At 69.3% G+C, this 24,608-nt stretch carries 1 protein-coding gene (cut by a window edge); it reads right to left on the minus strand.

Features of this window, described 5'->3' with window-relative positions; genetic code table 11:
• Positions 1-24,608, minus strand: partial view of a lonely Cys domain-containing protein gene (locus ACIHFB_RS13715; RefSeq protein ID WP_400126877.1) — the 3' portion only. The gene runs 28,615 nt beyond the window's last position; 24,608 of the gene's 53,223 nt are visible here — the last part of the coding sequence; its start codon lies off the right edge, out of view — the gene reads right to left on this strand; the stop codon is at positions 1-3.

A 24,608-nucleotide genomic window follows, 5' to 3' on the forward strand; every position in this document is an offset into this window, starting at 1 on the left:
TCAGGAGGTGCCCAGCTGGTGGCGCACGTGGGCGGGCAGCTGAAGCGGTGGTGGTGGCGGCACCGCTTTCGGAACCCGCCAGTTTGTGCTCTTCCAGACGCCCGGGTTTCCGGTGCCGGCTTCGGGAAGCAGCAGGATCTGCCGCGGCCCCCGCGGGTTCTCACGGAGACGGATATCACCGGTGAAGGCCCATCCGGACCGAGCGGTGAAGTTGCTGTGCTGCTGCACCAGACGGAGGCCCGAACTTCCCAGGCCGGAGATCAGGAACACGATCCGCGCCTCGAGCTCAAGATCCCGCTCCAGGGGCGCGTTCCGAAGCAGTTCGCGGAACTCACCATCGGCCACTGGGACGGCGGCACCGGGCAGGTGCATCACCCGGCGGCCGTCGCTCGACACCTCCAGGTGGATCCCGTAGACGGGCAGTGCCTTGCCGCTATGGTCCTTCCTCGGCCACGGCGCGGCTTCCGCCCGGACGACAGTTCCGCCCCCGGCCTGCTGCTCCTCCCAGAAGACCTGCGTCATGTCGATGCCCTGGGGCAACGGAGTTCCTCCCCAACCGTACCCATGGGCCGTGCCGTCCGGCGCCCTCCATAGCTGCTTGAACGCCCCGCGCCTCTCCAGGTCGAACGAGGGGTGCTCGAAGCCGGTTCGGCTGACCCGGCCCGCCGCATCGGTCTGGGACATCAGTTCCGCCAGCTTCTCCCGCCACTCCCCCGGGGACAGCTTCACATCGAGGTGAAGGGTGGCGGGGCCGGACGCCTGGGGGTCGATCTGCGGCTTCCCGCTCAGTTCGTGTTCGGTCCGGGCGGCGGCCCAGAAGGCTCGCGCGATCTTCGCCGCGCTCAGCGGCAGAGGGCTGGTCGCCAGCCCGAGCACCTCGCGGGCCCGGTGGTCGACGGAGCCGTCCTGCCATCGCGTCAGGACCGCCTGGAGCGCCGGGTCGGGGAACGCCTCGGTCAGCTTGATGTCCGGCTTGGCGTCCAGCCGCTGCTGGGCCTTTTCGAGAACGGCCAGATAGCGGTCCAACGTCAGATCGACCGTAGGGCCGGCGACCACACGGGCGATGTAGGTCCACAAATCCAGCCGGAACGGGGTGACGGAGGCGAGTTGTGAGTCGTTGGCGCGCATCTTCTCCAGCGCCGCAATCCCGCGCAGCTTCTTCTCGTACTCAACCGGATCGTCCTCCACGACGTGGCGAAACCGCAGCTGCAGCGCGTACACGAGCACGTCCGTCGTCTCCAGGATCTCCTTCGGTACGGGGCCGTGGTCGCTGTACAGATCCGCCTTCCTTGCCAGCTCGGCCAACTCGGCCCGAACCGGCGGCGGCTTGAACAGGACGATCTGCCCCAGTCGGCCGGCAGCAGTGGCTTCGGCTTGGAGGGCGCCGCCCCAGATGCCGGTGATCGAGGTGTACGCGAGGACGCCCCGCCGACTGGCCGCTGCCAACCAGTGCCCGAGTGGGCGCTCCCTCAGGGAATCATCGACAGGCGGCACCAGCGCACTTCCCCTGATCCGCCACATGGGGTCGCCCGGCGTGGCGCCGGAGCAGGCGTTGAGATACAGCCAGACGTCCGGCGGCTGGTCAGCCACCTCGGCCAGGGTGCCGAGCACCTGACCGGCTTCCCGGGCAGCCAGATGCACGATCTGTCCCCAGTAGGTGGTGAACTGGGCGCCGCCCCGGAACCCGTGGACGTTGAGGGCGAAGAGCCTGGGGGGGAGGTCGACCAGTTGACTGGTGATCATGTAGAGACCCCCCTTCTCGCCGCTCCTCGCGTAGTGGTGCAGCTCGGTGAGAGCCGCCAGCATCCGGCCCCGCGCCTCCCGGCCCCGCCCCAAGTCGCTGTCCGGCATGAACGAGGTGCCGGACCACTTGGGATCGTCATCCACCCAGGGTCTGCGGTGGAGGTCTGCGTCCCAGAATTCGAAGCTGCTGTCAAGATCCTTCAGCCGCAGCGGTGTTCGCCGCAGCCGGTCCGGCTTCGGATCGATCGGCACCCAGCCTCCGACCGGCGTGTCCCCTTCGGGGTCGACCAGCCCGAGGAGATGCCCCTGGCCGGTCCCGTCGGGGTGCAGCCCCCAGTCGCTGGTGGGAATCCACACCCGCCTGCCCAGAGCGTCGGCGAGCGCCCGCGCGAACTCCATGTTCACCACACCCGCGTGCGGGATCGCCAACACCAAGGGCGCGTCCTTGGGCTGCTCGGCCAGGGACGGGTCGGCTCTCAGCACATCGGCCAGGGCGGACGGGGCCATGATCCGGAAACCGGTCTCCGGGTCCCGGGGCAGATGCGCCAGGTCGGAGTGGTCCTCCAGCCGAACCGGCAGCCGGTGCCCGTTCAGCGTCCAGCCGCCCAGCAGCAGCCCGCGGCGATCGGCCTTCGCCGCCGCGATGACGATCGCCGAGTCCGGCCACGAGATCGCCATGCCCGGGACGCTCGCCGCCTGTCGGAGTCGGCCGTTCTCGCTCACGAACCGGCGCATCTTCCCCGGCAGAACGTGCTTCACCTGAGTGTCCGTCAGCCAGCTACGCCCCTGCCAGCCGGACGCCGGACCCGTCACCGACGTGTAGTCCGCCAACAGCGGATGCGTCGTGGGATCCACACCAGGAGGCGCCGGGGAACCGGCCGCGGCACTCGGCCCCTCGGTCTCGGGCTGCGCGAGCGTGCCCGCGGAGGGCGCAGCCGTCAGCACGGGCTCGGGAAGGACGTAGGCATGCGTGCCCCCGGGCGGCAGGGTGCCGGAACCGTCCGGAGCCGAACTGCCCTCCGCGCCCGGGGAAACAGCCTGCTGTCCGAAGAATGCCTCCGCCCCGCCCAGCGCGAACGCCGACACCGCGCTCGATGCGGAGGCGGTGGCAGCGAAAGGGCCGTATTCCGTGGGAGGCGTCCAGGTGGTGCTCTCGAAGCGACCCGCCGTCGCGTCGTGCTGGGGCCGGAGCACGATCCTGTGCGCCAAGCCCGGACGGGGGCTGGGGAGTAGCGCCGCCTCGCCGGTCCACAGGTGAGTGTCGGACCCGCTGTAGTCCGAGAACCGCTGCAGTTCGGGCATGGCCCCGCCGCCCCGACCGGTGACCAAGACGGCCACCGGCATTCTCGAGTCCCCCCTCCTGGCCACGGCTTTCCTGTCGGGGTTGGCCCGCAGCAGCGCCAGGATCTCGCCTTCCGTCGCATGTACCTCGCCGCCCGGAAGGTGCATGAGGAGACGGTCCGGACGTGCGTCCCGATCAAGAGTCACGACGTACGCATGCTGGAAATCGGTCTCTCGCCACGGGGGACGTTTCTGTTGCCGGGCCGAACCATCGGGCCGGTCGACCCACAGCCGGCTCGTCTTCACTCCATGCGGAAACTGCCCGCCGCTCCAATTGATGCCCTGCGATTCGTCCCGCGTACCGATGCGGAGCGACTGGTCGAAGGCGCCTCGGGTCCGGAGGTCGAAGGCGCCGAGCGCGTCGTCGTCCCGCACATCCCAGTCGGCGGCGAGGGCCCTCGTCATCAGCTGACGCAGGGCCCGGCGCTGGCGTGCCTTCTCATGAGGACGGTCGAACGCTCCATGCAGCACCTGGCGCGCCAGCACCTCGGCTTCGTCCCCGGGAAGTTCGGAGAGTGCCAGGCCGGAACCGACCCTGGCCCACAGCGCGCGGGCGCGCTGCGCGCGGCGCACCCGGACGCTGTTGTCCTCGATATCCAAAGTCTTACGGACCAGGTCGTCGCCAAGCTCGTCCAGCCTGGTGATGGCATCCCGCAGCAGACTGGCCACGGGACCTTCGCCCAGCCGCGGGCCGGGATTGGCGGAGAGGCGGGCATTCGGATCGGCGGCCACCTGCTCGCGGGCAGCGTCCAGTACCTTCCGGTACGCGGCCTTCTCCGGGTCGCGGTCCGGGTCGCTCCTATCCATCTGCCGGGCCAGCAGGTTCCACATCTCCATACGGAACGGGGTGAGGCGGTTCAGCTTCTCGTCGTTGGCGCGCAGGCGCTCCAGCGCGCCGATACCGGTGAGCAGTTTGTCGAAGGTGCTGGGGTCGTCCTCGACGTCGTCGCCGAACACCTGGCGCAGCGCGCGGACCAGCCGCAGGGTCCGTTTCAGCACGGTGGGCGGCACCCGGCCGGCCCGGCGATGCAACCCCGCGCGCCGTGCCAGCGTCGCCAGTTCCTCCCGTGTTGGCTCCCTTCTGGGGGTGGCCAAACCGCCACGGCCATCGGGCGAGTGGGCGACCCGGTCGGAACCGTACGCCTTGAGGATGCTGGCTTCGGCGGGCAGCCCGGTCACGTTGATGAAATGCTGCACGAACGACACCGTGTCCAGCGGATCGTCCACAGGACGCACCCCTGGCGGCCCGTGCGGCGTCGGCTCCAGCGTCTCGGAGTGGTGGCCGGCCGTGGCGCCATAGCAGACCGGGAAGCGCACTTTGAAGTCCGGCGGTAGTTCGCCCCGCGCCAGCTTCGCCCGGGCCTCGGCGAATTCGGGCAGGCTGGCCACGAACCGTGCGCCTTCCTTGGCACGGACGGCCTTCTCCTTGGCCGCCCCGTCAATATGGATGGCGAGCCATACCAGCCCAGCATTGCCGTGTGCGGAGAAGGCGAGGATGGCCGGCGGCGAGGGATACACCTCGCGGTAGAGCAACTGCCTGTCATGGCGAGTAGTTTTCGTGACATGGTCGAGCGCCATGTGGTCCCGATAGCCGCGCAACTTCCACTCGCTGTCGCGGTCTTCGTGCATCTCTTCAGTCGACTCACGGCCGAACGACTCACCGCGGGGAGCGACGAGAAGCCGGGTGTCCACCTGGCTCGCCCGGAACCGAGTGCCGTCGAGTGCGGTGAACCAGCGGTCCGCGGGAGGCAGCCGGCGCTCGAGTCTCGGCTCGATCCGGGCCCAGTCGCCGTACGGGAGGTCCGGGTCCCTGTCGAGGGTGGCCGGGATGTGTACGCCGCTGTCGTCCGCCACCAGCCGCCCGATCCGCGTGTGTGCCCAGACACTGCGGTCCATCTGGTCGGCGTGCATCTGCGCCGGTGAGTAGAAGCCGGCCGCACCGAACGGCGTGACCAGCACCACCGGCACCTTCTGGCCGGCTCGGGCATCCAGTTCGGCCAGCACATCGTCGGAAGCAACCCGTCGCACCAGGCTCGGGAGGTCCATGGGCCGGTCGTCGTTGTCCAGGAGATTGCCGTGGTCGTCGACATCGACCGCCAGCATGTACGCCAGCTCTCCCCACGGCGCGGAACTGTATTTCGTTATCCGCGGCACGCCGTCGCGGGTCTTATGGTGGCACCGCTGGCCCGCCGTCACCCAGATCACTGCCTGACTCGTGAGGTTCCGCCCGACCGGAACGGTCTCCGTTTCTCCCCGATCATTGGTCAGGTCGGCCATCAGCTGCGGCCGGTCCGACAGCCGCGGTGCGGGATCGTTGGCAGACCCGTCGGACGAGTCATCGTCATCGGAGTCGGGTTCGAACTCGGAGTCGCTGTAGCGGCTCAACTCGCTTTCGCTGACGTCGCCTTCGATGTACGCGGGGGCCGTGCCGGAGCCGGAACCGGTGAACGAACCATCCCAACCGGTCTGGGAGGCCGACCGGGAGCCGTCCGCAGCGCCGGCATCCCGCTTGCCGCTGGGAATCGATGGGTCGCGGCCCTCGGTTGTGTCGTCGTCGGTGTCCTCGTCGGTGTCCTCGTCGGAGGGGTGCGCGCCTGGTTCGGGCGCTTCCTCCGAGGCACCGCCGGGTTCGCCCGGTACCCCGACGCGATCGCCGTCGTCATCTCGCACGATGAGAACAGGCCGGGCTTCCCGGGAGGGCACGCCGTACGAGGCCACCTCGCCCTGGGGATCCACCAGGGCGATACCCACGCCGAGCGCGCGACTGGCCGGCGCCACCAGTGCGGCCAGCGGAATCCGGCTTCCCTCTTCCCCGTCGAACGGCGCGGCGATCATCACCCGGAGTCGGTCCAGCGGGTTCAGCCTGACTTCGGCGGGGGCCAGCGCAGCGAGTTCCCCTTCGATGCGCTGGACGGCGGTGAGGTTCGTGTCGGCGCCGATCGATTTCAGCAGGCCGGTCGAGAGGCGCGGGTGCGCGTGAAGTTCCGGCACCGTCACCGACGACAGGTCGTCCTCGACGACGTCGCGGGCGACGATCCGGCGGAAGCCGTCAGCCAAGTCGGCCCCCACAGCGACAAGCAACTCGGGCACAGCTTTCCAGAGCGCGGCGTGCAGGAGATCAACGCCCCAGCCAAACTTCCCGAGCTCGCGCAACGTGTAGACATAGCCGTCAAGTTTGGCCGTATGGGACCCGGTGCGCTGGTAGCCGGCCGCGGATGCGGACGCGGTGCCAACGGACCTGGCGCCCCCGGGCGCGCTCTGCGCCGCCGGATGCCCCGACGACTCGAGGGCGTCCCCGAAAGCCTCCCCCGCATTCACAAACCGAACATCCGGATACGCCTCGTCCGACCGCCCGACATCGGCGGACTCCTCCGCCTCCCAAACCCGCGGCGGACCGCCGCCGGCCGGATACGCCGCCACGAAATCCGTGGCCCGCCCCTGCTCATCCCCCAGCAAATGCACCGCCGGCAGACCACCCGCACGCCCCGGCGTCACCGCGGCCCGCCCCACCAACACATACGCCGTCACACCCGCCGTATCCGCGATCAACTGAGCCCGCGCACGCGCCCGCTCCACACTCTCCGACCCACTGCCCCGCACACACACCACCGACGTGACAGACGAGGCAGCCCCCTCCTTGACGGCCCTCCGCAACACCTCCGCCGCAGGCGACCCCGCACCCAGCCCCGATTCCGCATCACCATCGTGCGACGCGAAGAACACCGTCCCACCCGGACCACCCCCACCCGGCAACACCCGACGCGACGCCACCCGCTTGCCGTCCGCGTCCCGCCCCCACGACGTGTACTCCGACACCTCACCCAACCGGGCATACGCCCCCCGCCGCACCTCCCAGTCCCCCTCATCAAACAACCCCACCGCCGCAATCCGCCCACCCGCACCACGCACCTCACGCACCACCAGAACAGACTCGGGCGTGGCGGTCGCCGCGTGCTTGGGTTTTGCCAGTTCCTTCAACAGGTCCGGCAGGGACGTACGGGGGGCGAGCAGCCCGGTCGCGACCGGTTCGCCGCCGCGGTAGGCCGCCCACCCGGACCGCGCGGGCGCTACGAAGCGGTCGGCGGCCTGCCGGATCCTCCCGGCGGCCGAGACGGCCGGGGACGGGTCGCCGTGCGCCCCGACGACGTCCACCGGGTGCGGGACGAGCCGGCCGAGCCGGGTGCTGAGTTCACGGGCGAGTGCGGCGCTGCCCGGGGCGTGCAGGACCAGGCGGCGCGGGGGCTGCTCGCCGTCGGCGGTGAGCCTGGCCGCGATCTGCTCGGCGAGTTCGGCGGTCGTCATGGCCCGGCCCCGGATCGCGTAGCCGCCGTCGGTTCCCGGTGCGCCGAGCGCGAGAGTGCGGGCGCCGGGCAGTGCGGACAGTTGCTGGGCAGTGGCCAGTTCGGTGTCGTCGTCCGGCAGGGCGTAGCCGGAGGCGGTGGTCTGCCAGGCGGTGCGGACCGCTTCCGCAGGCGTACGGTCCGAGAGGCCGGAGCGCCTCTCCGCGGCCGCGGTGGCGGCCGCTCCCTCCCGCAGGGCGTCCTGGCCGGAGGCCCGGTGGGCCTCGGCCGCGCGGACGGCGGCGGTGCCGATCTCGGCGACGCGTGCCTCGTCCGCCTCCAGCCTCCCCAGGGCCTCGGTTATCGCCGCCTGCGCGGCCGTGCCCCTGCGGTCGGCTTCTTCGTACCTGTCGAGCAGCGACTGCCGGTCGGCGACCTCCTGGTTCGCCGCCTCGGCAGCCTCAACCGCCTCGGTAGCCGCGGCCGCCACGCGGCTCCACTCGGGCGGCACGTCCGGCCCGGCCGCCGCGGCACTCCGCTCCAGCTCCGCCGCCAGCTCCTCCGCGAGGTCCGCCGCGAGCCGCGCGTCGGCCCGCAGCCGGTCCAGGTCCCGGGGGTCGTCGCGCTCCGCGTCGGCCAGCGCCGCGCCGGCCGCTCTCGCGGCCTCGATGTCGGGCCCTGCCTCGGCCACGACGTCCTCAAGTGCCGCGAGGGACCGCTCCACCGCCTCCTGCCGCGGGGCGCGCTCCGCCTCCAGCGCCCGGTGCTCGGCGTGCGACCGCTCGGCGTCGGCGTGCCGCGCGTGGCCCGGGTCGATCAGCTGGTGTTCCAGGCGGTCGGGGGTGGTGCCGTCGTAGTGGACGAGCGCGAGGTCGACCGGCTCCCCCGTGGACACCGCCAGGCTGCGGGCGGAGCGCAGGAAAGCGTCGGCCGTGGCACCGCCACCGCCGTCCAGGTCGGCGACCAGACGCAGCGGCGGGCCGGCTGAGGGGGCCCCGCCTTCCACCGCCCGGGTCTGCTGCCGTCCGGCAGCCTGGGCGCGAGCCTGGGCGCGCAACTCCGCGATCCGGGCGTCCCGGGCCCCCTGATCGGCGGGCAGTCGCACGGCGTGCGGGTGCACGGCCTGGGTGATCGACGACGCGGGCGGCTCCGCTGTTGTCAGGGCCGGAGGCCCCGTGCGGCTCCAGTCGGCCGGGGCGCTCTGCTGCGCGGGGGCCGCCGTCAGCACGCTCTTGTGCCGACCGGCCGCACCCGCCCTGTCCAGGCGTCGGGTGAGGGCGGGGAGGGAGCGCCAGGCGTTCAGGTAGCTGTTGGCGTGTTCGGCGGCCTCGCGCCGTAGCGCGGCCAGTTCCTCCTTGGTCTCGTTCGTCCGGGTACGGCTCGCGTCGAGGGCCGCGGTCGCGCGGGTCAGTTCGTCCGCCGCCTTCTGCTGAGCCTCCCCCGCCCACCGCACGGCCGTCTCGGCTTGCTCGACGTCCGCGACGAGACCGTGCTCGCGCTCGCGGAAAGCCGCGTACTCGGCTGTGGCCTCCTTGACGTCCCGGTCCGCCGCCTCCACGGCCCGCGCGTGCTCCTCGCGCGTCGCCGGCTGGTCGGGCGGGGTGGCGTCGAGCCGTTCGCGCGACGCGCGCGCGGCGTCGGTCAGGCGGGCGATGTCGGCGTCGAGCCGACGGATGTCGTCGCGTACGGTGCCGAGTTCGGCCCGGAGCGCATCGGCGCTGCCCCGCGCTGCGGCGTGGGACCGGTCGGCGGCGCCGTGCTCCCGCTCGGCGGTCTCGTGCACGGCCTGCGCCGCGTCCCGCGCCGTACGGGCGTCCCGCAGGCGCTGCCGCAGCCGGGACTCGGCTGCCCGGCCCGCCTGTTCGTCCTGCCGGGAGCGGAGATGGGTCTCCATCGCTCCGCGCAGCGCCGCCCAGTCGGCGCCCGCGGCCTCGGCGTACGGTCCGGTGAGTCCGGTGAGTCCGGTGAGTCCGCCGTCGGCGTCGAACGTCCAGTGCTTGCTGCCGTCGCTGCTGACCACCAGCTCGACCGGCCTGCCCGCGACGACCGCCGTGCGGGAGGCCACGAAGAGGGCGCGCGCCAGCAGTTCCGGGTCCCGGTGCTCTCCCAGCGCGAGCCAGAGCTGCGGTGTCGCGTCGTCCGGGTGGAAGCCGTCGGCCAGCAACCGCGGCAGGCCCGAGACGGGATGCCGGGTCCAGTCGCGCAGGTGCGCCTGGCTTTGCCCGGCGAGCATCGCCGGGAGGTCGTAGACGTTCGGGGACGGCCGGGGCGGGGCGATGCCCCAGCCGAGGGTGTCCTCCAGGGTGGCCCCCACCACCGCGTTTCCGAGGGCCCATCGGGTGCCGTCGGGGCCGGTGATCTTCATGACGATGTGCGTGGTCAGCGTGAAGGCGAGTACGCCGCTGTCGTCCGGTTCCCCCGCCTCGTTCTGCGAGACGCTCGTGCCGTAGCTGATGATCTCGCGGTGGTTGCTCGTGACGCCGCTGGACCGACCCGTCGTGGTGCTCCCACCCACGGCCGGGAGCGTGCCGCCGAGTGTGTGCGTGCCGTCGTCCGTCAGCAGATGGGTCAGCGGCACGTTCACGACCGCGGTCTGCGTCTGGCTGCTGGAGCTCAAAGCGCTGCGGATGGCGGTGTTCATCCCCATCCTGTGGACCGCCCGGCGGGGGGTTTCCAACCGCGGCCGGTAGAGCATCAGCTCGACGACCACCGAGCTGTCGGACGCCGTCTCCAGCCCGGCGAGCTTGGACGCCTGAACCGCGGACAGCTCGACCTCGCCGGCTCCCACGGCGTCGCCGATGCGGAGCAGAGTGGCTTCCTGGGAATCCGAAGCCTTCCCCAGGCGCGTGTCCCGCAGGGCGGGGTCGACGGCGCGCAGTGCGTCGGCAATCTCATCGGTCGCGTCGACGTGCGTGACGACGACCACTTGCCGGGGCATCCAGCGGCGGGCGCGGTCCAGCGGGTGCGGGGCCGTGGCCGCATCGGCGTCCGGGACGGCGGGTGTGGCGGCGTGCGGGAACGGGTCCACGGGCAGAGCCGGCAGCTCCCTGGTCTCCCGCGGGTCGGTCGTGTGGATGCCCGGCTGCAGCAGCGTGGGCGGGGCCGGCCAATCGACGGTGCCGTCCGGGCGCACGTACGGCGTTTCCTCGGCGGGGAAGCGCAGCGTGGCGGTGACGTTCGACGTGGCGACGGGCGTGCCGACCGGGGGCTCCCACTCGGTCCCGGACTCGGACTCGGATATCACGGTTTCGCGCGCTGCCTCGTCGGCGCCCTGCGCAGGCAAGGCCGCCAACGGGCCGAGGGGTATGTCGGCGTCGGAGGTGGTCGTCGGAAGCACCGGCCCTCGCGACCGGATGGCCGAGATCCGGCTCAGGGCCTGCTCCCGCCAGCGGGCCAGTTCGCCCGTCACGCCCTCGGCCATGCCGGCTATCAGTTCGGTGACGCCGATGGCCTCGCTCAGCGACAGCGCGCTCCGCTTCAGCGTCTCGGCCAGCTCCTGGGGCGAGACGACGGTGTTGATCAGGAAGCTCGGCAGCGAGTCGGTCAGCCGCTCCGAGATGACCGCGTACTCGAGCTCGTACGGCACCGTGAACTGCGCCGACGGGGCGCCGACGCGCTCCCACTGCTGGCGATGCTGGGAGTCGGCCTGGGAACGGGAGCCGGACCCGGTCGAGGACAGGCTCGCCGCGGCCCCGGCGGGGCCTCCGCTCCCGCTGAGGCCGAGGCTTACGGTGCCCGAGCGCCCGGCCGTGCGCGTCACCGAGCTGAGTGCCGAGGAGAGCTGGTGCTCCACCCCCGACTTCGTGCGCAGCGCCCCGCGCACGTCGGCCAGCCGCACCCCGCGCGCCGGGCGGGCCCTGACGGCCACCTGGATCAGGTATAGGCTCCCCCATCCCCGGTAGACGAACGTTATGGGCCGCCGCCACTTGCGGGCGCCCGCGCCGATCGCCGCCCTCAGGGCGACGACCATGCCCTCGTCCCCGATACGCGAGTCCAGCCCGCGGACGCGGCTGCCGCCGCCCGTAGTGAGCGCCCCGGGGGCCTCCCGCTCCACCAGGGTGCGGATCGTAGTGAAGATCTCGTCCAGGGCGCCGTCCGGAACGACGTCCGGCACGGTCATCGTTCCCACCGACTCACCGCCCGACCGGACGAAGGACGGCGGGGGGAGCCGGTCCAGCCGCGGCTCCGCGTAGGGGAGCCCGGCCAGCTCCGCCAGCCGCCGGTCCTGCCTGACGTCGGTCTCGGGCACCCAGAACACCTGGCCGCCCGGCACTTCCACGGCGACGTCCTCAGTCCCGGCCGCGCCGATGCCGACGGAGTTGGCCGGCGCGTTGCTGTAGGCCCTGGACAGCTTGAGGAGGTAGACCCCGGTGGCCCGGAACCCGTGGTGGGTCTCCCTGGCGTCGACGTTCAGCCGGTTGTTGGTCACGACGGTGGCGTTCGTCTCGCTACCCGACACCGAGCGGCTCTGGCCGCCGCTTCCCGTGATGGTGACCGCGCCACTCCCGGCGGTGCCGGTGAGCGAGCCGCTGAACCCGTACTCCGTGGTGTGGCTGAAGCTGGTGCTCTTCAGGGCCGAGTCGGTGGCGGTGACGTCACTCTCGATCGCCCGCGTGGGCTTGACACCGTCGATGCCCTCCGCCGGCGGCATGTCGGTGCCCACGTAGACCAGGTCCTTGGGGTAGCCGCGCACCTCGACCTTGATTTCGGTGCCCACCACGGATCCGTCTCCGCCGGCCTCGAAGGCATGCACGCCGCGCATGATCTGGTGATCCCGGCCCTGGAGGGCGGTACTGGACAGGCTGGTACGGCCGACCTCCTGGGCAAATGTCGCGGCGCCGGCCAGGGACTTGCCGAACGTCACGTCCTTCAGCCACTGGCCGGCCCCGGTGACGAGCGCCGGGAGCGCTGTGCCGATCCGGCCGACCCGGGCACCCTGCTCAGCGGTCCAGTTCATGACCTGACCGAGCGCACTCGCCTCCGGGCGGCTCCCGAGGAGGCCGCTGTCCAGGAACCGCCCGAACACCACGACCAGCTCTTCGCGCGCGTCCGGCGACCCACTGCCCGCGCCCGTGGGCTCCACCGCCACGTCCGTGCCCGCACCCGTGGGCTCCGCCACCACATCCGTCAGCTCGGACACCACGCCCGACGGCCCCTCCGCCTCCAGGAATTGCCGGAACTCATGGACCAGCCCGGCACGCGCCTCGGCCGACTCACCGCGGATCGCATCCGTGACCGGCCCCGACCGACCCTTCGCCCAACTCCCCCACAGGAACCGGCGGAACGCTTCAACGGCCTCGCCCGTCTCATCGTGCACCTCCGGCTCCGACGCCACGCGCCCTGAGCGCTCCCCCTCCAGGAACCGCCGGAAGGCCCCGGCCAGATCGTCGTTCGCCAGGAACCACTGGTACACCTTGACCAGCTCGGCGCTCCCGAGCGCCAGCTCGACATGCGCGGAGGCCGGCAGCAACACCGCCTCCTGCGGGCGGTTGCCTTCATCGTCCGGCGCCATCCGGGCCAGCCGGTAGTCCTCCTCCGTGGCGGCCCTGATCGTGGGCGCGGGGAGCGGGGCCGGCGGCGTGCCGAGGGTCGCGGCGAGCGGATAGGTGAGAGTGACGGTCACGTTCGCCGGTTCGAACACCGCCAACGGCCTGGGGTCCCCGTCGGAGAACATCGCCAGGGTGCGGACCGCCGGGATGTCGTAGAGAGCCAGGCCGTTCTGGGCGTACTGGAACATGTCCAGGCCCACTCCGGAGGCGGAACCGCTCGCCTTCCCACGCTGCCGGCTCCACGACAGGCCGGATGGGAGACCGCCCTGCATGGCCGTCTCCTCGGACACCGGGCCGTGGGCCTCGCCCGAGTAAGCGAAGGACCACGTGTGCGAGGAGGCGTACGACGCGCCGCCCGGCGCCGACATCCCGTTGGCGTTCAGCGCGGCCCAGCCGGGCAGGTTCTTGCGGTGGTGGGGAGAGGTGCCGGGCCGCGCCGCCACCGACAGCTCCAGGCTGACCCGCCAGACGCTCGTTCCGAACGGCCGCTCGAAGTACGTCGCGTGGCCGGCGCCCATCATCTCCTTCAGTCCGGCGCGCTGCCCGATCTGCGTGCGCAGGAGGCGGAGCTTTTTGGAGTTCTCCGTCTGGGCCTGGAGGAGCTTCGTGCGCTCGACCTCTGGCATCCAGAGCAGCGACCTGGGTTCGGCCGGAGGGAGGAATCCCTGGCCGCGCAGCGCGGTCTCTGCCTGATCAAGCTGCTCCTCCCCGTCGGTGATCCTCAGCGGGTTGGCGGATGCCGGGAGCCCGCGCAGCTCCGCCAGCTCCCATGGCAGATACCGGCTCTCCTCCGGGTCGACGCCATCGATGTCGGCCTGGCTCGGTACCCGTAGGCCATAGCCCTCCGGCGGCCGGAAGACGTGCGTGTCGCTGGTGCCCCCCTCCGAGGAGACGAGGTAAGTCCCGTACTCGACCTCGGCGCCCACCAAGAGCTGCGGGTTCTCGCTGGCAAGGCCGAACCAGTCGTAGGCAACCCCGCCCGAGTTGAGGACGCGGCCGCGCTCGTACTGGTGGGAACCGCTGAAGGTCGCGCTGCCGCCGACACCGGGGGCTCCGGAATCCTGGAAGGTGAGGGGGACGGAGAAGCCCGTCTGCACGGCGTTGGTCACCTGATAGGCGTTCTCGACGCCGGTGACGTACTGCAGCGTGCTCTCCGTCACCAGGTTCTTCGACTTGGCGAGCACCTCGGGGTTCAGTCGGATGGACCGCACGAACAACACCAGGTAGCCCAGCGGATCCATGGCGCGGTCGTACAGCACCGGCGACATGCCCGCACCGGCCAGGGCGAGCGGGAACATCCCGCGTTCGTTCGCCTCGGAGAGGAAGACCTTCAGGTCGCTCGCGGAGTCCGGAGACATCCGGCGCAGATACGGGTGCAGCTCGGGGGCCGCGACGATCGTGTCGTGCAGGGCGTGCGGATCGTGCACGGTGTGCATGTGGATCAGCGACAGTTCCGTGGCCGCCAGGACCCGCCCGTCCGCCGGCCGTTCGCGCGCCGGGACCTCGCCGGGCGGGAGCGGCTCCGGATCCTGGGTGAGGTAGTGCGGGAACCACAGGGCGAGCCGGCCGGGCGCGGTGCCGGTGACGGCCCCGTCCCAGTTGCCGTTCGTGGCGGCTGCAGCGGTTGTGGTGGTGGTGAGCGCCAGCGTCGGACCCGTGCCCGGGCCGTCGAGCGGGAGGACGTCGGCCTGCCACGTTGTCCCGTAGCGGTACGCGCGTGAGGATTCGCTGGAGAAATCCAGCGCGGTCATCACCGTGATGTCGTTCCTGACCGTCCATTTAATGGATTCCCGGTTGTGGACAAGCATCGCCTTCAGCCTGAACCCCAGCAGGAACAGCACCCAGGCGCTCTCGCCCAACAGCAGGGAGAGGGCGATGATGAGGTAGGTGAGAACGATGGTCTGCGCGGTCTCCTGACTGCTGATGTCGCTGTTCCTGAGGGTGGACCTGATGCGTGACTCGGTGTGCACCTGGCGTCCCTCGGGACCTTCGGAGGCCATCCCCGGCGCGGGCTGGGCATCAATGAGCTCGCGGCGCACCGCGACCCGGTACCGGCGGCCCAGGTAGGTCAGCGTGCGGATCATGCCCTTCTGGCTCTGCACGTACGTCCGGTTGTTGTAGAGGGCCGGCTGGCTGAATTCCGCTGCCACCTGCGCCGCCAGCGCCTCGACGGCGCGCGGATCCGGCGCCTCCGGATCCCGCCCCCCGCTACGGCCCTCTCCTGCCCCCTGCTCCTCGACCGCCTTTGACATAACGGCACGGGTGACAAAGGCACGCACCCACTCCAGCATCGGCTCCGGGAGCGGCATGGGGTACACCCCGCCCGGGAACCCGCGGTAGCCACGACCGACGTTTGCGACGAGGGCGGGTATCGCGGCGGGGTCGGGCGCCGGGGCTTGGGCGGGCGCCAGGGCCCCCTCGCTCGTCGGCCGTACCCGTCTGCCCCCGTCCTGCTCAGGCCCGGCGACCGCACCGGCCTCCGCCATCTCGACGTCGCCCCCGACTGCTCCCAGCTCCGGTGCCGGTGCCGGTGCCGGTGCCGGTGCCGGTGCCGGCCAACCCGAAGAGGACCCGCCGGACCTCCCGGCCCCGTACAGCCGATTCGTGGACGCATCCGGCAGTGTCCGCGGTGTCGAGGTGGACGGCACGAACGACGACAGCACATCCGGCATCACCATGCCCTCAGGACCGACGACCACCGCCCGGGTCTCCAACCACGCCACATCCGGCGCAACACCGGAGACCCGCGACTCCTCCTCCGGATTCTCCAGATCCACCCACGTCACACCGTCCTCATCACCAAGGTGGTACGCCGCCCACGCATGCCCCACCTGGTCACCCGGCCTGCCCGCCAGCACAAACGCCACCGACCCCGCACCCGCCCCCTCCACGCCCGCGACCACGTCCGTGTCCCTATCCACCAACCGCCACCCCGGCCCCGCCGCCATCACCCCCTCCCACCCACTCCCGCCCACCGCCGCGTCATCCAGAATCTCCGCACCCCGCACCCCCTGCGGAAACAACTCATCCCGCAACCCCCGCACCAGCTCCGCACACCGCTCCACCGTCGACTCCCCCGACGGCGACGGCGCCGGCCCCCGCCGGACCACCCCACGCACCACCTCAACCAGCTGCTCACGGCTCAACAGCCGAGGAACCACCTCACCCACGGCCGCCCTGACCCGCTGGACCCGCTCCGCACGGCTGGGCCCCGCTTCGAGCCCGATCCGGTTCTCCGCCTGGCTGTAGTCCGTACCGTCCTCTTCCGGCTCGGGCCCGGCGGCCGACGGACGCTCCGCGGCCCGCCCCGCCTCATCCTCAACACCGGGCGCGAACCCACCCCGTCCCTCATCGAGCTCCCCGCGCATAAGGGTCCATGCGACGACCCTGGCCGCGGCGTCAAGACCCCAGCCTCGGATGTCTTCCTTCAGACCCCAATACCTCGCCACCACATTCGCATTATCCGGAGGAGTGTCCTCCCAGCCGACGCCTTTGAGTACGGCCATGAACACCGACATCAAATCCCGCTGCTCGTTATCTGACAAATACCCGGTGCCTTCACTGGTCTGCCGATCCGAGGATCGCAACCCGAAGCCGCCCGCGCCAGCCATAAAGGACCATGCAACAACTCTGGCCCGGACTTTATAGTGCTGGGATTGAACCCGACGAGACAAACTCCGCTGCTTCTCCAGCACACTCTCGAGCGACGGGTAGTATCTGCCCCTCCAACGGTTGTTGGCGAGCTCGGAATAGGCCTCCGACAACAGCTTGCGCTCATCGTCGGTGGCCTTGCGACCCTCCGGGTCCTTCAGCTTCAGCTCGCGACGCTGCAAGTTTCCCGGGTCCTTCGCATAGGCATCCGCGATGGCCTTGGCCTGGGCATCACGACCCTGGCCCCGAACCGAATGCGACGGATATCCTCGCCACAGTGTCACAGCGGCCGGCGACGGGTAAGTGCCCAGCCAAGGGATTCTGGCGAGCTCGGTACGGACCGCCAACCACAGATCCTCCTGCTCGGCGTCGGACAGTACCTCGATGACCGCGCCGGACTCCGGCCCCGGCCCTGGAGCGCCGACCGCGGCGCCCTGGAGCAACGGCGCCAACGCCTTGGCCAGCCGCGCATCCAACGGCCGCTTCCCGGGCTCCAGCCGCACGCGCATCGCACGCGCCTGCTCAGGCGTGACCTTCCCCGCACGGACACTGTCCAGCAGGCCCCTGGTCTTCGCACGCCTAACGCCCTCCGCCGCCACACGGTCAAGCTCGGCTAGCTGGCCGCGGAAATACGCGCGCGTCGCCTCCAGCGACACGAAGAAACCGTCGCCATTCGGTGGCCGAGGCAGATAACCATCACCACCCAGATAACCATCACGACTCCGACCCGGGAAGGGGAACGGGAACCAAGGCGTAAATACTTCCGAAATCACCACCACCGGATCGTTCGGAAGCCCCCTCTCAAAGTACCTGGCATCCCATTTCTCTGGATTCTCCTTCGCTTCCCTGCCGAGAATACCCTGAACTTCCGCGAAGGACTCGCCTTCAAAACGCCGTACCGCCCGCTCCACATGGACGGCCGCCAACCACTCCTGCTCCGACAGTGGCCCCCGACCCAGCACCGGATCGAAAACGGCCGCCACTTCGACGGAGTCATCCGACAATGCCCTCACCACGGCCGGAACAATGCGATACGGAACATTCACAACGCCCGTTTCCCGGTTGGCCACCCCTGCCCCATTATGCGAACGGAAAGTCAGCCCTGACGCTTGGGCCACGGAAATCATCCGCACCCGCGCGCCCGCACCCAACCGCAGCAGACTCAAGGCCATGTGATGCGCACGAAGCGGATCACCACCCTCAGGAACGTCATACGGCAACCCCCGTAGGTTCCCCTGAGAGTCCATATACTCCAGACCCGCCAGCTTCTCGTACCACTCCTGCAACTGGCCGTCGCCCAGATCGCCGTCGCCGTCCATGTCCGTGTCCATGTCCATACCGGACGCACGGGAGGCAGTCACATCCGCCGGGCCCGCTCCCAAAGTGCCCGACTCACCGTCCGGCAGCGGGGCGGAAAGATGCGGCGCGCCGCGCCCGTCCCCGTCCGACACGGGCCGCACCGGGATACGCCTGGTCCCAGGCGGCGGCCCGGCTGCCGACGTCGCGGGAGCTGGAGCGGCCGGCAGGCTCTGCTGAAGCTGCGCTCCGCTGCCCTCAAAACGGCCGTGCCCATTGCGGTCGGTGGCCCAGTCCTGCGCGATGGCCGCAACTCGGACGCCGAACTCCTTGGCGCGAACAGAGGCGTCCAGGGTTCTGTGCCTTCTCGCGACATGACCAAGCGGCGGAAACCTGCCCACCCAACTGTCACCCTTGAGTTTGTCTAGGACCGCCCACCGCATTCTCTTTGTCTCGGGGCTGGCTACATCGTCATAACCCCGGATCATCCACTCATGTGCGATGGCCTTGGCCTGCACATCGAGGCCCGCACCCCGAACCGAAGCCTCCAGCTGCCCGAACTTCACCGCAACAAACCTGAAATCCGGCAGGGGCTTCTCCCCCCAGCCACGGTCGATGAGTTCGGTGCGCACCTCGGACCACAGCTTGTTCCCGTCGGCGGGAGAGGGATACCAGGGATTTGCACCGGGTCCCTGCACCATGGAACTCGATCCCGCATTGCCCTCGCCCCTTTGCTCGACGATCCGCGGTTGCGCGATGGCCTTGGCCGGGGCTTCGAGGCCCGCGCCAACCAGACCCTGCTCCCGAACCACGGGAGGCAGACCGTCGTACTCCTGCGCCACAGTCCCGGCATCCAGGCCATCACCCACCAACCCGCTGCCACCGAATTCGGCACCGCCCGCCGACACCGACTCCCTCTGCTCATCACCGGAGAGACGCCCGAAGGCTCCCCCAGGCCCGTAGACCTGATGGCTCCCTACCCTGTCCATATGTGCCTGAGCTATCGCCTCGGCCCGGAAATTGAGATCCCGGCCTTCCAGCAAATCCTTCAGATCCTCCTGCCTCGCCAACACAGTCCGGAGATTCGGGTAGCCGCTCGTCCACCTTCTGCGAGTGAATGCGGCATCGACTGCCAGCAACAGCTTCTCCTGCTCGTCGGCGTCGGCCCCGGACAATCCTTTGCTCTTCAACCGGGACCCGCCAGCATTCCGTACGATCTGGCGCGCCATATAGGCATGGGCGATAAACCAGGACAGCACCCTTGCGTCCAGGACCCGAACCGCAGGCGGCAGCGCCCGAAACCTATCCAGCGCGCCATCGAGGTACGGATACGCGCCCGTCCAATTGTTGTTGGTGAGTTCCTCGCGAACCGCAAGCCACAGCTCTACCTTGTCCGACGGATCCGCAATGTCCGCACCGGACTCCCGGGCCGGGGCATCAAGCCCACCACCGACCTCCGCGAATTTCCCGAGCATATGACCCCGAGCAATGAACCTGGCCGCACTAACCACACCCTGCCACCGAACCACAGCCGACAGATCGTCGAACTTGTCCGCCACATCCCCGTCGTCCAGGCCATCACCCCCAAACCCGCTGTCACGGAATTCGTCACTGACCGCCGAGAGCAACTCCTCCTGCTCCAGATCGGAGAGATCCTTGAAGGCAACCACAGTCCAGTAGACCCGACGGCTCCCTACCTTGGCCATATGTGCCTGCGCTATCGCCTCGGCCCGGAAATTGAGATCCCGGCCGTCCAGCGAATCCTTCAGATTCTCCTGCCTCGCCAACACAGTCCGGATAAGCGGGTAGCTGCCCTTCCACCCGACGCGGGTGAGTGCGGCGTCGACCGCCAGCAACAGCTTCTCCTGCTCGTCGGCGTCGGCCCCGGACAATCCTTTGCTCTTCAACCGGGACTGGCCGAAGGTCTGGTCGATCTGGCGCGCCATATAGGCATGGGCGATAAACCAGGACAGCACCCTTGCGTCCAGGACCCGAACCGCAGGCGGCAGCGCCCGAAACCTCCTCAGCGTGCCATCGAGCCACGGATACGAGCCCGTCCAATTGTTGTTGGTGAGTTCCTCGCGAACCGCAAGCCACAGCCCTTCCTTGTCGGACGGATCCGCAATGTCCGCACCGGACTCCCGGGCCGGGGCATCAAGCCCACCACCGACCTCCGCGAATTTCCCGAGCATATGACCCCGAGCAATGAACCTGGCCGCACTAACCACACCCTGCCACCGAACCACAGCCGACAGATCGTCGAACTTGTCCGCCACATCCCCGTCGTCCAGGCCATCACCCCCAAACCCGCTGTCACGGAATTCGTCACTGACCGCCGAGAGCAACTCCTCCTGCTCCAGATCGGAGAGATCCTTGAAGGCAACCACAGCCCCGTAGACCCGACGGCTCCCTACCTTGGCCATATGTGCCTGCGCTATCGCCTCGGCCCGGAAATTGAGATCCCGGCCGTCCAGCGAATCCTTCAGATCCTTCTGCCTCGCCAACACAGTCCGGATAAGCGGGTAGCTGCCCTTCCACCCGACGCGGGTGAGTGCGACATCGACCGCCAGCAACAGCTCCACCTGCTCGTCGGTGACGGCCTCGGACAATCCTTTGCGCTTCAACCGGGTCCGGCCGAATTGCTTTTCGATCTGGTCGGCCATATAGGCATGGGCGATAAACCAGGACAGCACCCTTGTGTCCAGGACCCGAACCGCAGGCGGTAGCGCCCGAAACCTCCTCAGCGTGCCATCGAGCCACGGATACGAGCCCGTCCAACGGTTGTTGGCGAGTTCCTCGCGAACCGCAAGCCACAGCCCTTCCTTGTCGGACGGATCCGCAATGTCCGCATCGGACTCCCGGGCCGGGGCATCAAGCCCACCACTGACCTCCGTGATTTTCCCGAGCATATGATCCCGAGCAATGAACCTGGCCGCACTAACCACACCCTGCCACCGAACCAAACGAGGCAGATCGTTGTACTTCACCGCCACAGCCCCGGCACCCAGGCCATCGCCCCCCCAGCGGCTCTTGGTGAGTTCGTCACCGACCGCCGACACCAGCTCCGCCTGCTTCTCAGCGGGCAGGCCCTCGAAGGCTCCCCGGCGCTCCCTTCGCCCGGCCTTATATGCCTGCGCTATCGCCTCGGCTCGGACACCAAGCGTCCCGTTCCCCACCGAAGGCGCCAGATCCTTCTGACTCGCCTCCACTTCACGGATATACGGGTAGCGGCCCTTCCACTCATCGCGGGTGAGTACGACATCAACCGCCCACAACAGCTCCACCTGCTCCTCGGTGACGGCCCCGGCCCCTCCTTCGCCCGTCAAACGGGACCGGCCGTTCTTCACCTGGGCGGCCATATAGGCATGGGCGATAAACCCGGGCAGGATCCCGCTGCCCCGGACCCGAATCGCAGGCGGCAGACCCTGAAACCTCGCCAGCATACGAACGCGCTTCGGATACGGTCCCGCCCAACGGCTGTTGGTGAGTTCCTTGCGAACCGCAAGCGACAGCCTTTGCTCGTCGTCGCCGGACAGATCCGCAATGCCCACAACGGACTCCGGGTCCGGGGCATTGAGCCCACCGCCGCCCACCGTGAGTACACCGAGCATATGTGCCCGAGCAATGAACCTGGCCGCAATAGCCACACCCTGCCACCGAACCACAGGGTGCAGATGGTCGTACTTCTCCGCCACAGCCCCGTCATCCAGGCCGGCACCCCTCCACTCGCTGCCACCGAGTTCGTCACCGACCGCCGACACCAACTCCGCCCGCTCCCCAGTGGACAGACCCTCGAAGGCTCCCCCAGGCACGTAGCCCCGGCGGCTCCTTGCCTCGGCCATATATGCCTGCGCTATCGCCTCGGCCAGGACGCCAGGTGCCTCGTTCGGCAGCGAATCCTTCAGATACCCCTGTGTCGCCAACACATACCTGAGATTCGGGTGTTCGTCCGTCCAGAAGCTGTTGTTGAGCGCGGTATCGACCGCCAGCAACAGCTCCACCCGCCCGGCGTCGGTGCTGGTCGCATGCACCCTCGACCGGTGGCGCTTCCGGCTCCGCTCGTCGTCCATATACGCCTGCGCGATGAACCTGGCCTGGTCAGCGTATCCGTGGCGTCGAACCGATTCCGGTAGCAATCCGTGCTTAGCCACCACCGTCTCCCGACCCGGGTAGCCGCCCAGCCACTCACTGCCAGCGAGTTCCGCATGGAACACCAGCACCAGCTCCAGCGCATCGTCGCCGGAAAGACCCTCAGCCACTGCGCCGGACTCCGGGCCCGGAGCATCGGCCGCGGCGTCCTCACCGGCGCCGGCCGGAAACTCCTGTTCCACGGCCGGCGAACTCGTATCCGCCGGACCCGGATCCGGCTGGTCCTCCACACCAATGGGTTCAAACCCACCACGGTTCTGGTCGAGTTCAGTCAGTATGTGTCGCCATGCGATGACCATGGCCTTGACACCAATATCACGACTTCGAATATCACTGTACTGTTGTTCATTTACAATCGCCGCCTCCGGGATGAGCGAGCCCGTCCAGCGCATACGGCGGAGTTCTTCGTAGACCGCCAACGACAATTTATTTTTTTCAACCGGCACCGCGGGGGCGAACGTGAGGGTCCGGCTAGCCGGATTCAGTAGCTCATCACGGCCATCGATCATCCTGTCGTACATCCAGGCCCGTGCGATGAGCTTAGCCCGGATATCCAGACCCTCACCCAGCACCGGATACGGCAGATTCCCGCCGAGCTCCAGCGCCTTCGCCAGATACGGATACTCACCCAGCCACCCCTTGGCGGTGAGTTCGGCATCAACCGCCCACAACAACTCGTCATCCGCTTCAGTGACCCGGGCATACCTCCCCCGACCTCGCGACCTGAGCCGATGGCGTCGCCCTTCGAGCTCGCGGACCATATAGGAATGCGCGGTGAACTTCGCCTGAACGCCAAGAGCCTGACCCCAAACTGAACGGGGCAGACGCCGATGCAACATTATCAGCGCATTGAGCAGCGGATACCGGCCCCACCAACGGCTGTCGGTGAAGTCCGCGCGGGCCACCAACCACAGGTGCCGCCATTCAGAGCGGAACAGAACACCAGCGGCAGCGCCAGTCCCCACCTCCAAGGAACGGAACCCGCCACGCCCCGCACCGAGCTCCTCCAAAGCATAGTCCCGCGCCATGAACCTGGCCCGAGCGCCAACATCGAAACTCCACACCCCAAATGGCAGACGCCCAAGCCTCCCCGCAACAGTCATCGCATTCGGACGATCACCCGTCCACCCAAGTGCGGTGAGCTCCGCATCGAACGCCGACCACAGCTCTACCAGCTCGTCACCGGACAACCTCTCGCCGTAACGTTGGATGAGCCGGTCGCTCACGTATGCCTGCGCGCTGAACCTGGCCTGGATATCGCGGCCCTGACGGCGAACCAATACCGGCAGAGTTCCGTGCGCGTCCATCACATCCTTAAGAACCGGGGACCCGTCCGTCCACACGATCTCAGCGAGTTCGGCACGAACCCAATACCACACCGCCTCCCGATCGGCGCGGGAAAGCTCCCCGGCAACCGCAACCGCAACCGCACCCGCAGCCGCAGCCGCAGCCGCGGGACGGAACCCCCCACGACCCTCATGGACCTCCTCCACCATGAAACCCCGTGCTAGATACCTGCCCCAAAAACGGACATCCCCGCCCTGAACCCCAAGCGGCAGATCCCGATACCGCGCCGCCACAGCCTCAGCATCCGGACGAACGTCTTCCCACCCGCATGCCGAGAGCTCACCATCGAACGCCGACCACAACCTCTCCTCGAATTTCGAATCCCCGGCAGCCGCATCAGGCTCCGCCATCTCGACGTCGCCATCACCAGCCCCCTCCTCCAAGCCCCCGAACACCGCACCAGACTCCGCCATCTCGACGTCGTCATCACCAGGCCACTCCTCCAAGCCCCCCAACAGCCATTCCGGATCCGGCGAACCCTCAACCAGCCAGTCCCACCCGTCCCCGGCAAGCGGATCCCCGTCCACCGCCATCTCGGCGTCTCCATCACCAGCCCACCCCTGGCCCGCGAACGGATCCCCGTCCACCGCACCGGCCCCCTCCATGCCCAGGTCGCCGCTTATACCAGCCGGCTCCTGGCCCGCGAGCAGAGCCTCCATATCCTCCACATTCAGCAAACGCGAACCGTCCCCCGCGTGCCCCTCCCACTCCTCCCCGCCGAACGGATCCCCGACGAACTCACCGGCCCCCGCCATCTCAACGTCGTCCCCGGCCGCCGAACCATCCCGAGCCCCGTCTGCCCCACCCCCGGAGGGAGGCGGCGCGCCGCCAAGCAGCCCCAAACTCCGACCGGCCCCATTCCCCAGCCGCTCATTCACCCAGTGCGCCGCAATCGACTCGGCCCGCTGCCCCGGAGCCAGCCGCTTCACCTGCGCAGGCAGCCCCGCATCCATCGCCACCATCGCCGCCACATCCGGACGCAAACCAGGCCAACGCAGATCGTCCAGACGATTGTGAACGTCCTGCCACAACAACTGCGCCTCAAAGGAATCCAGATGTCCCGTATCAAGAGACGCCCACAGATCACCAAGCCCCCGACGACGCCCACCGGCCCACGCGGAGTCATCGCCGATGAACGGAACACGGAACGTCTCCCCGGCATCCGAATCCCCGGCCAGCAGCCGCTCCGCGGCCTGCCGGACCGCGTCCCGGTACTCGGGCCCGGCGTAGCGGGAGTCCGCGCGCACATCAC

Origin of the sequence: Streptomyces sp. NPDC051963 (genome assembly GCF_044593495.1) — a bacterium.
Lineage (GTDB): Bacteria > Actinomycetota > Actinomycetes > Streptomycetales > Streptomycetaceae > Streptomyces.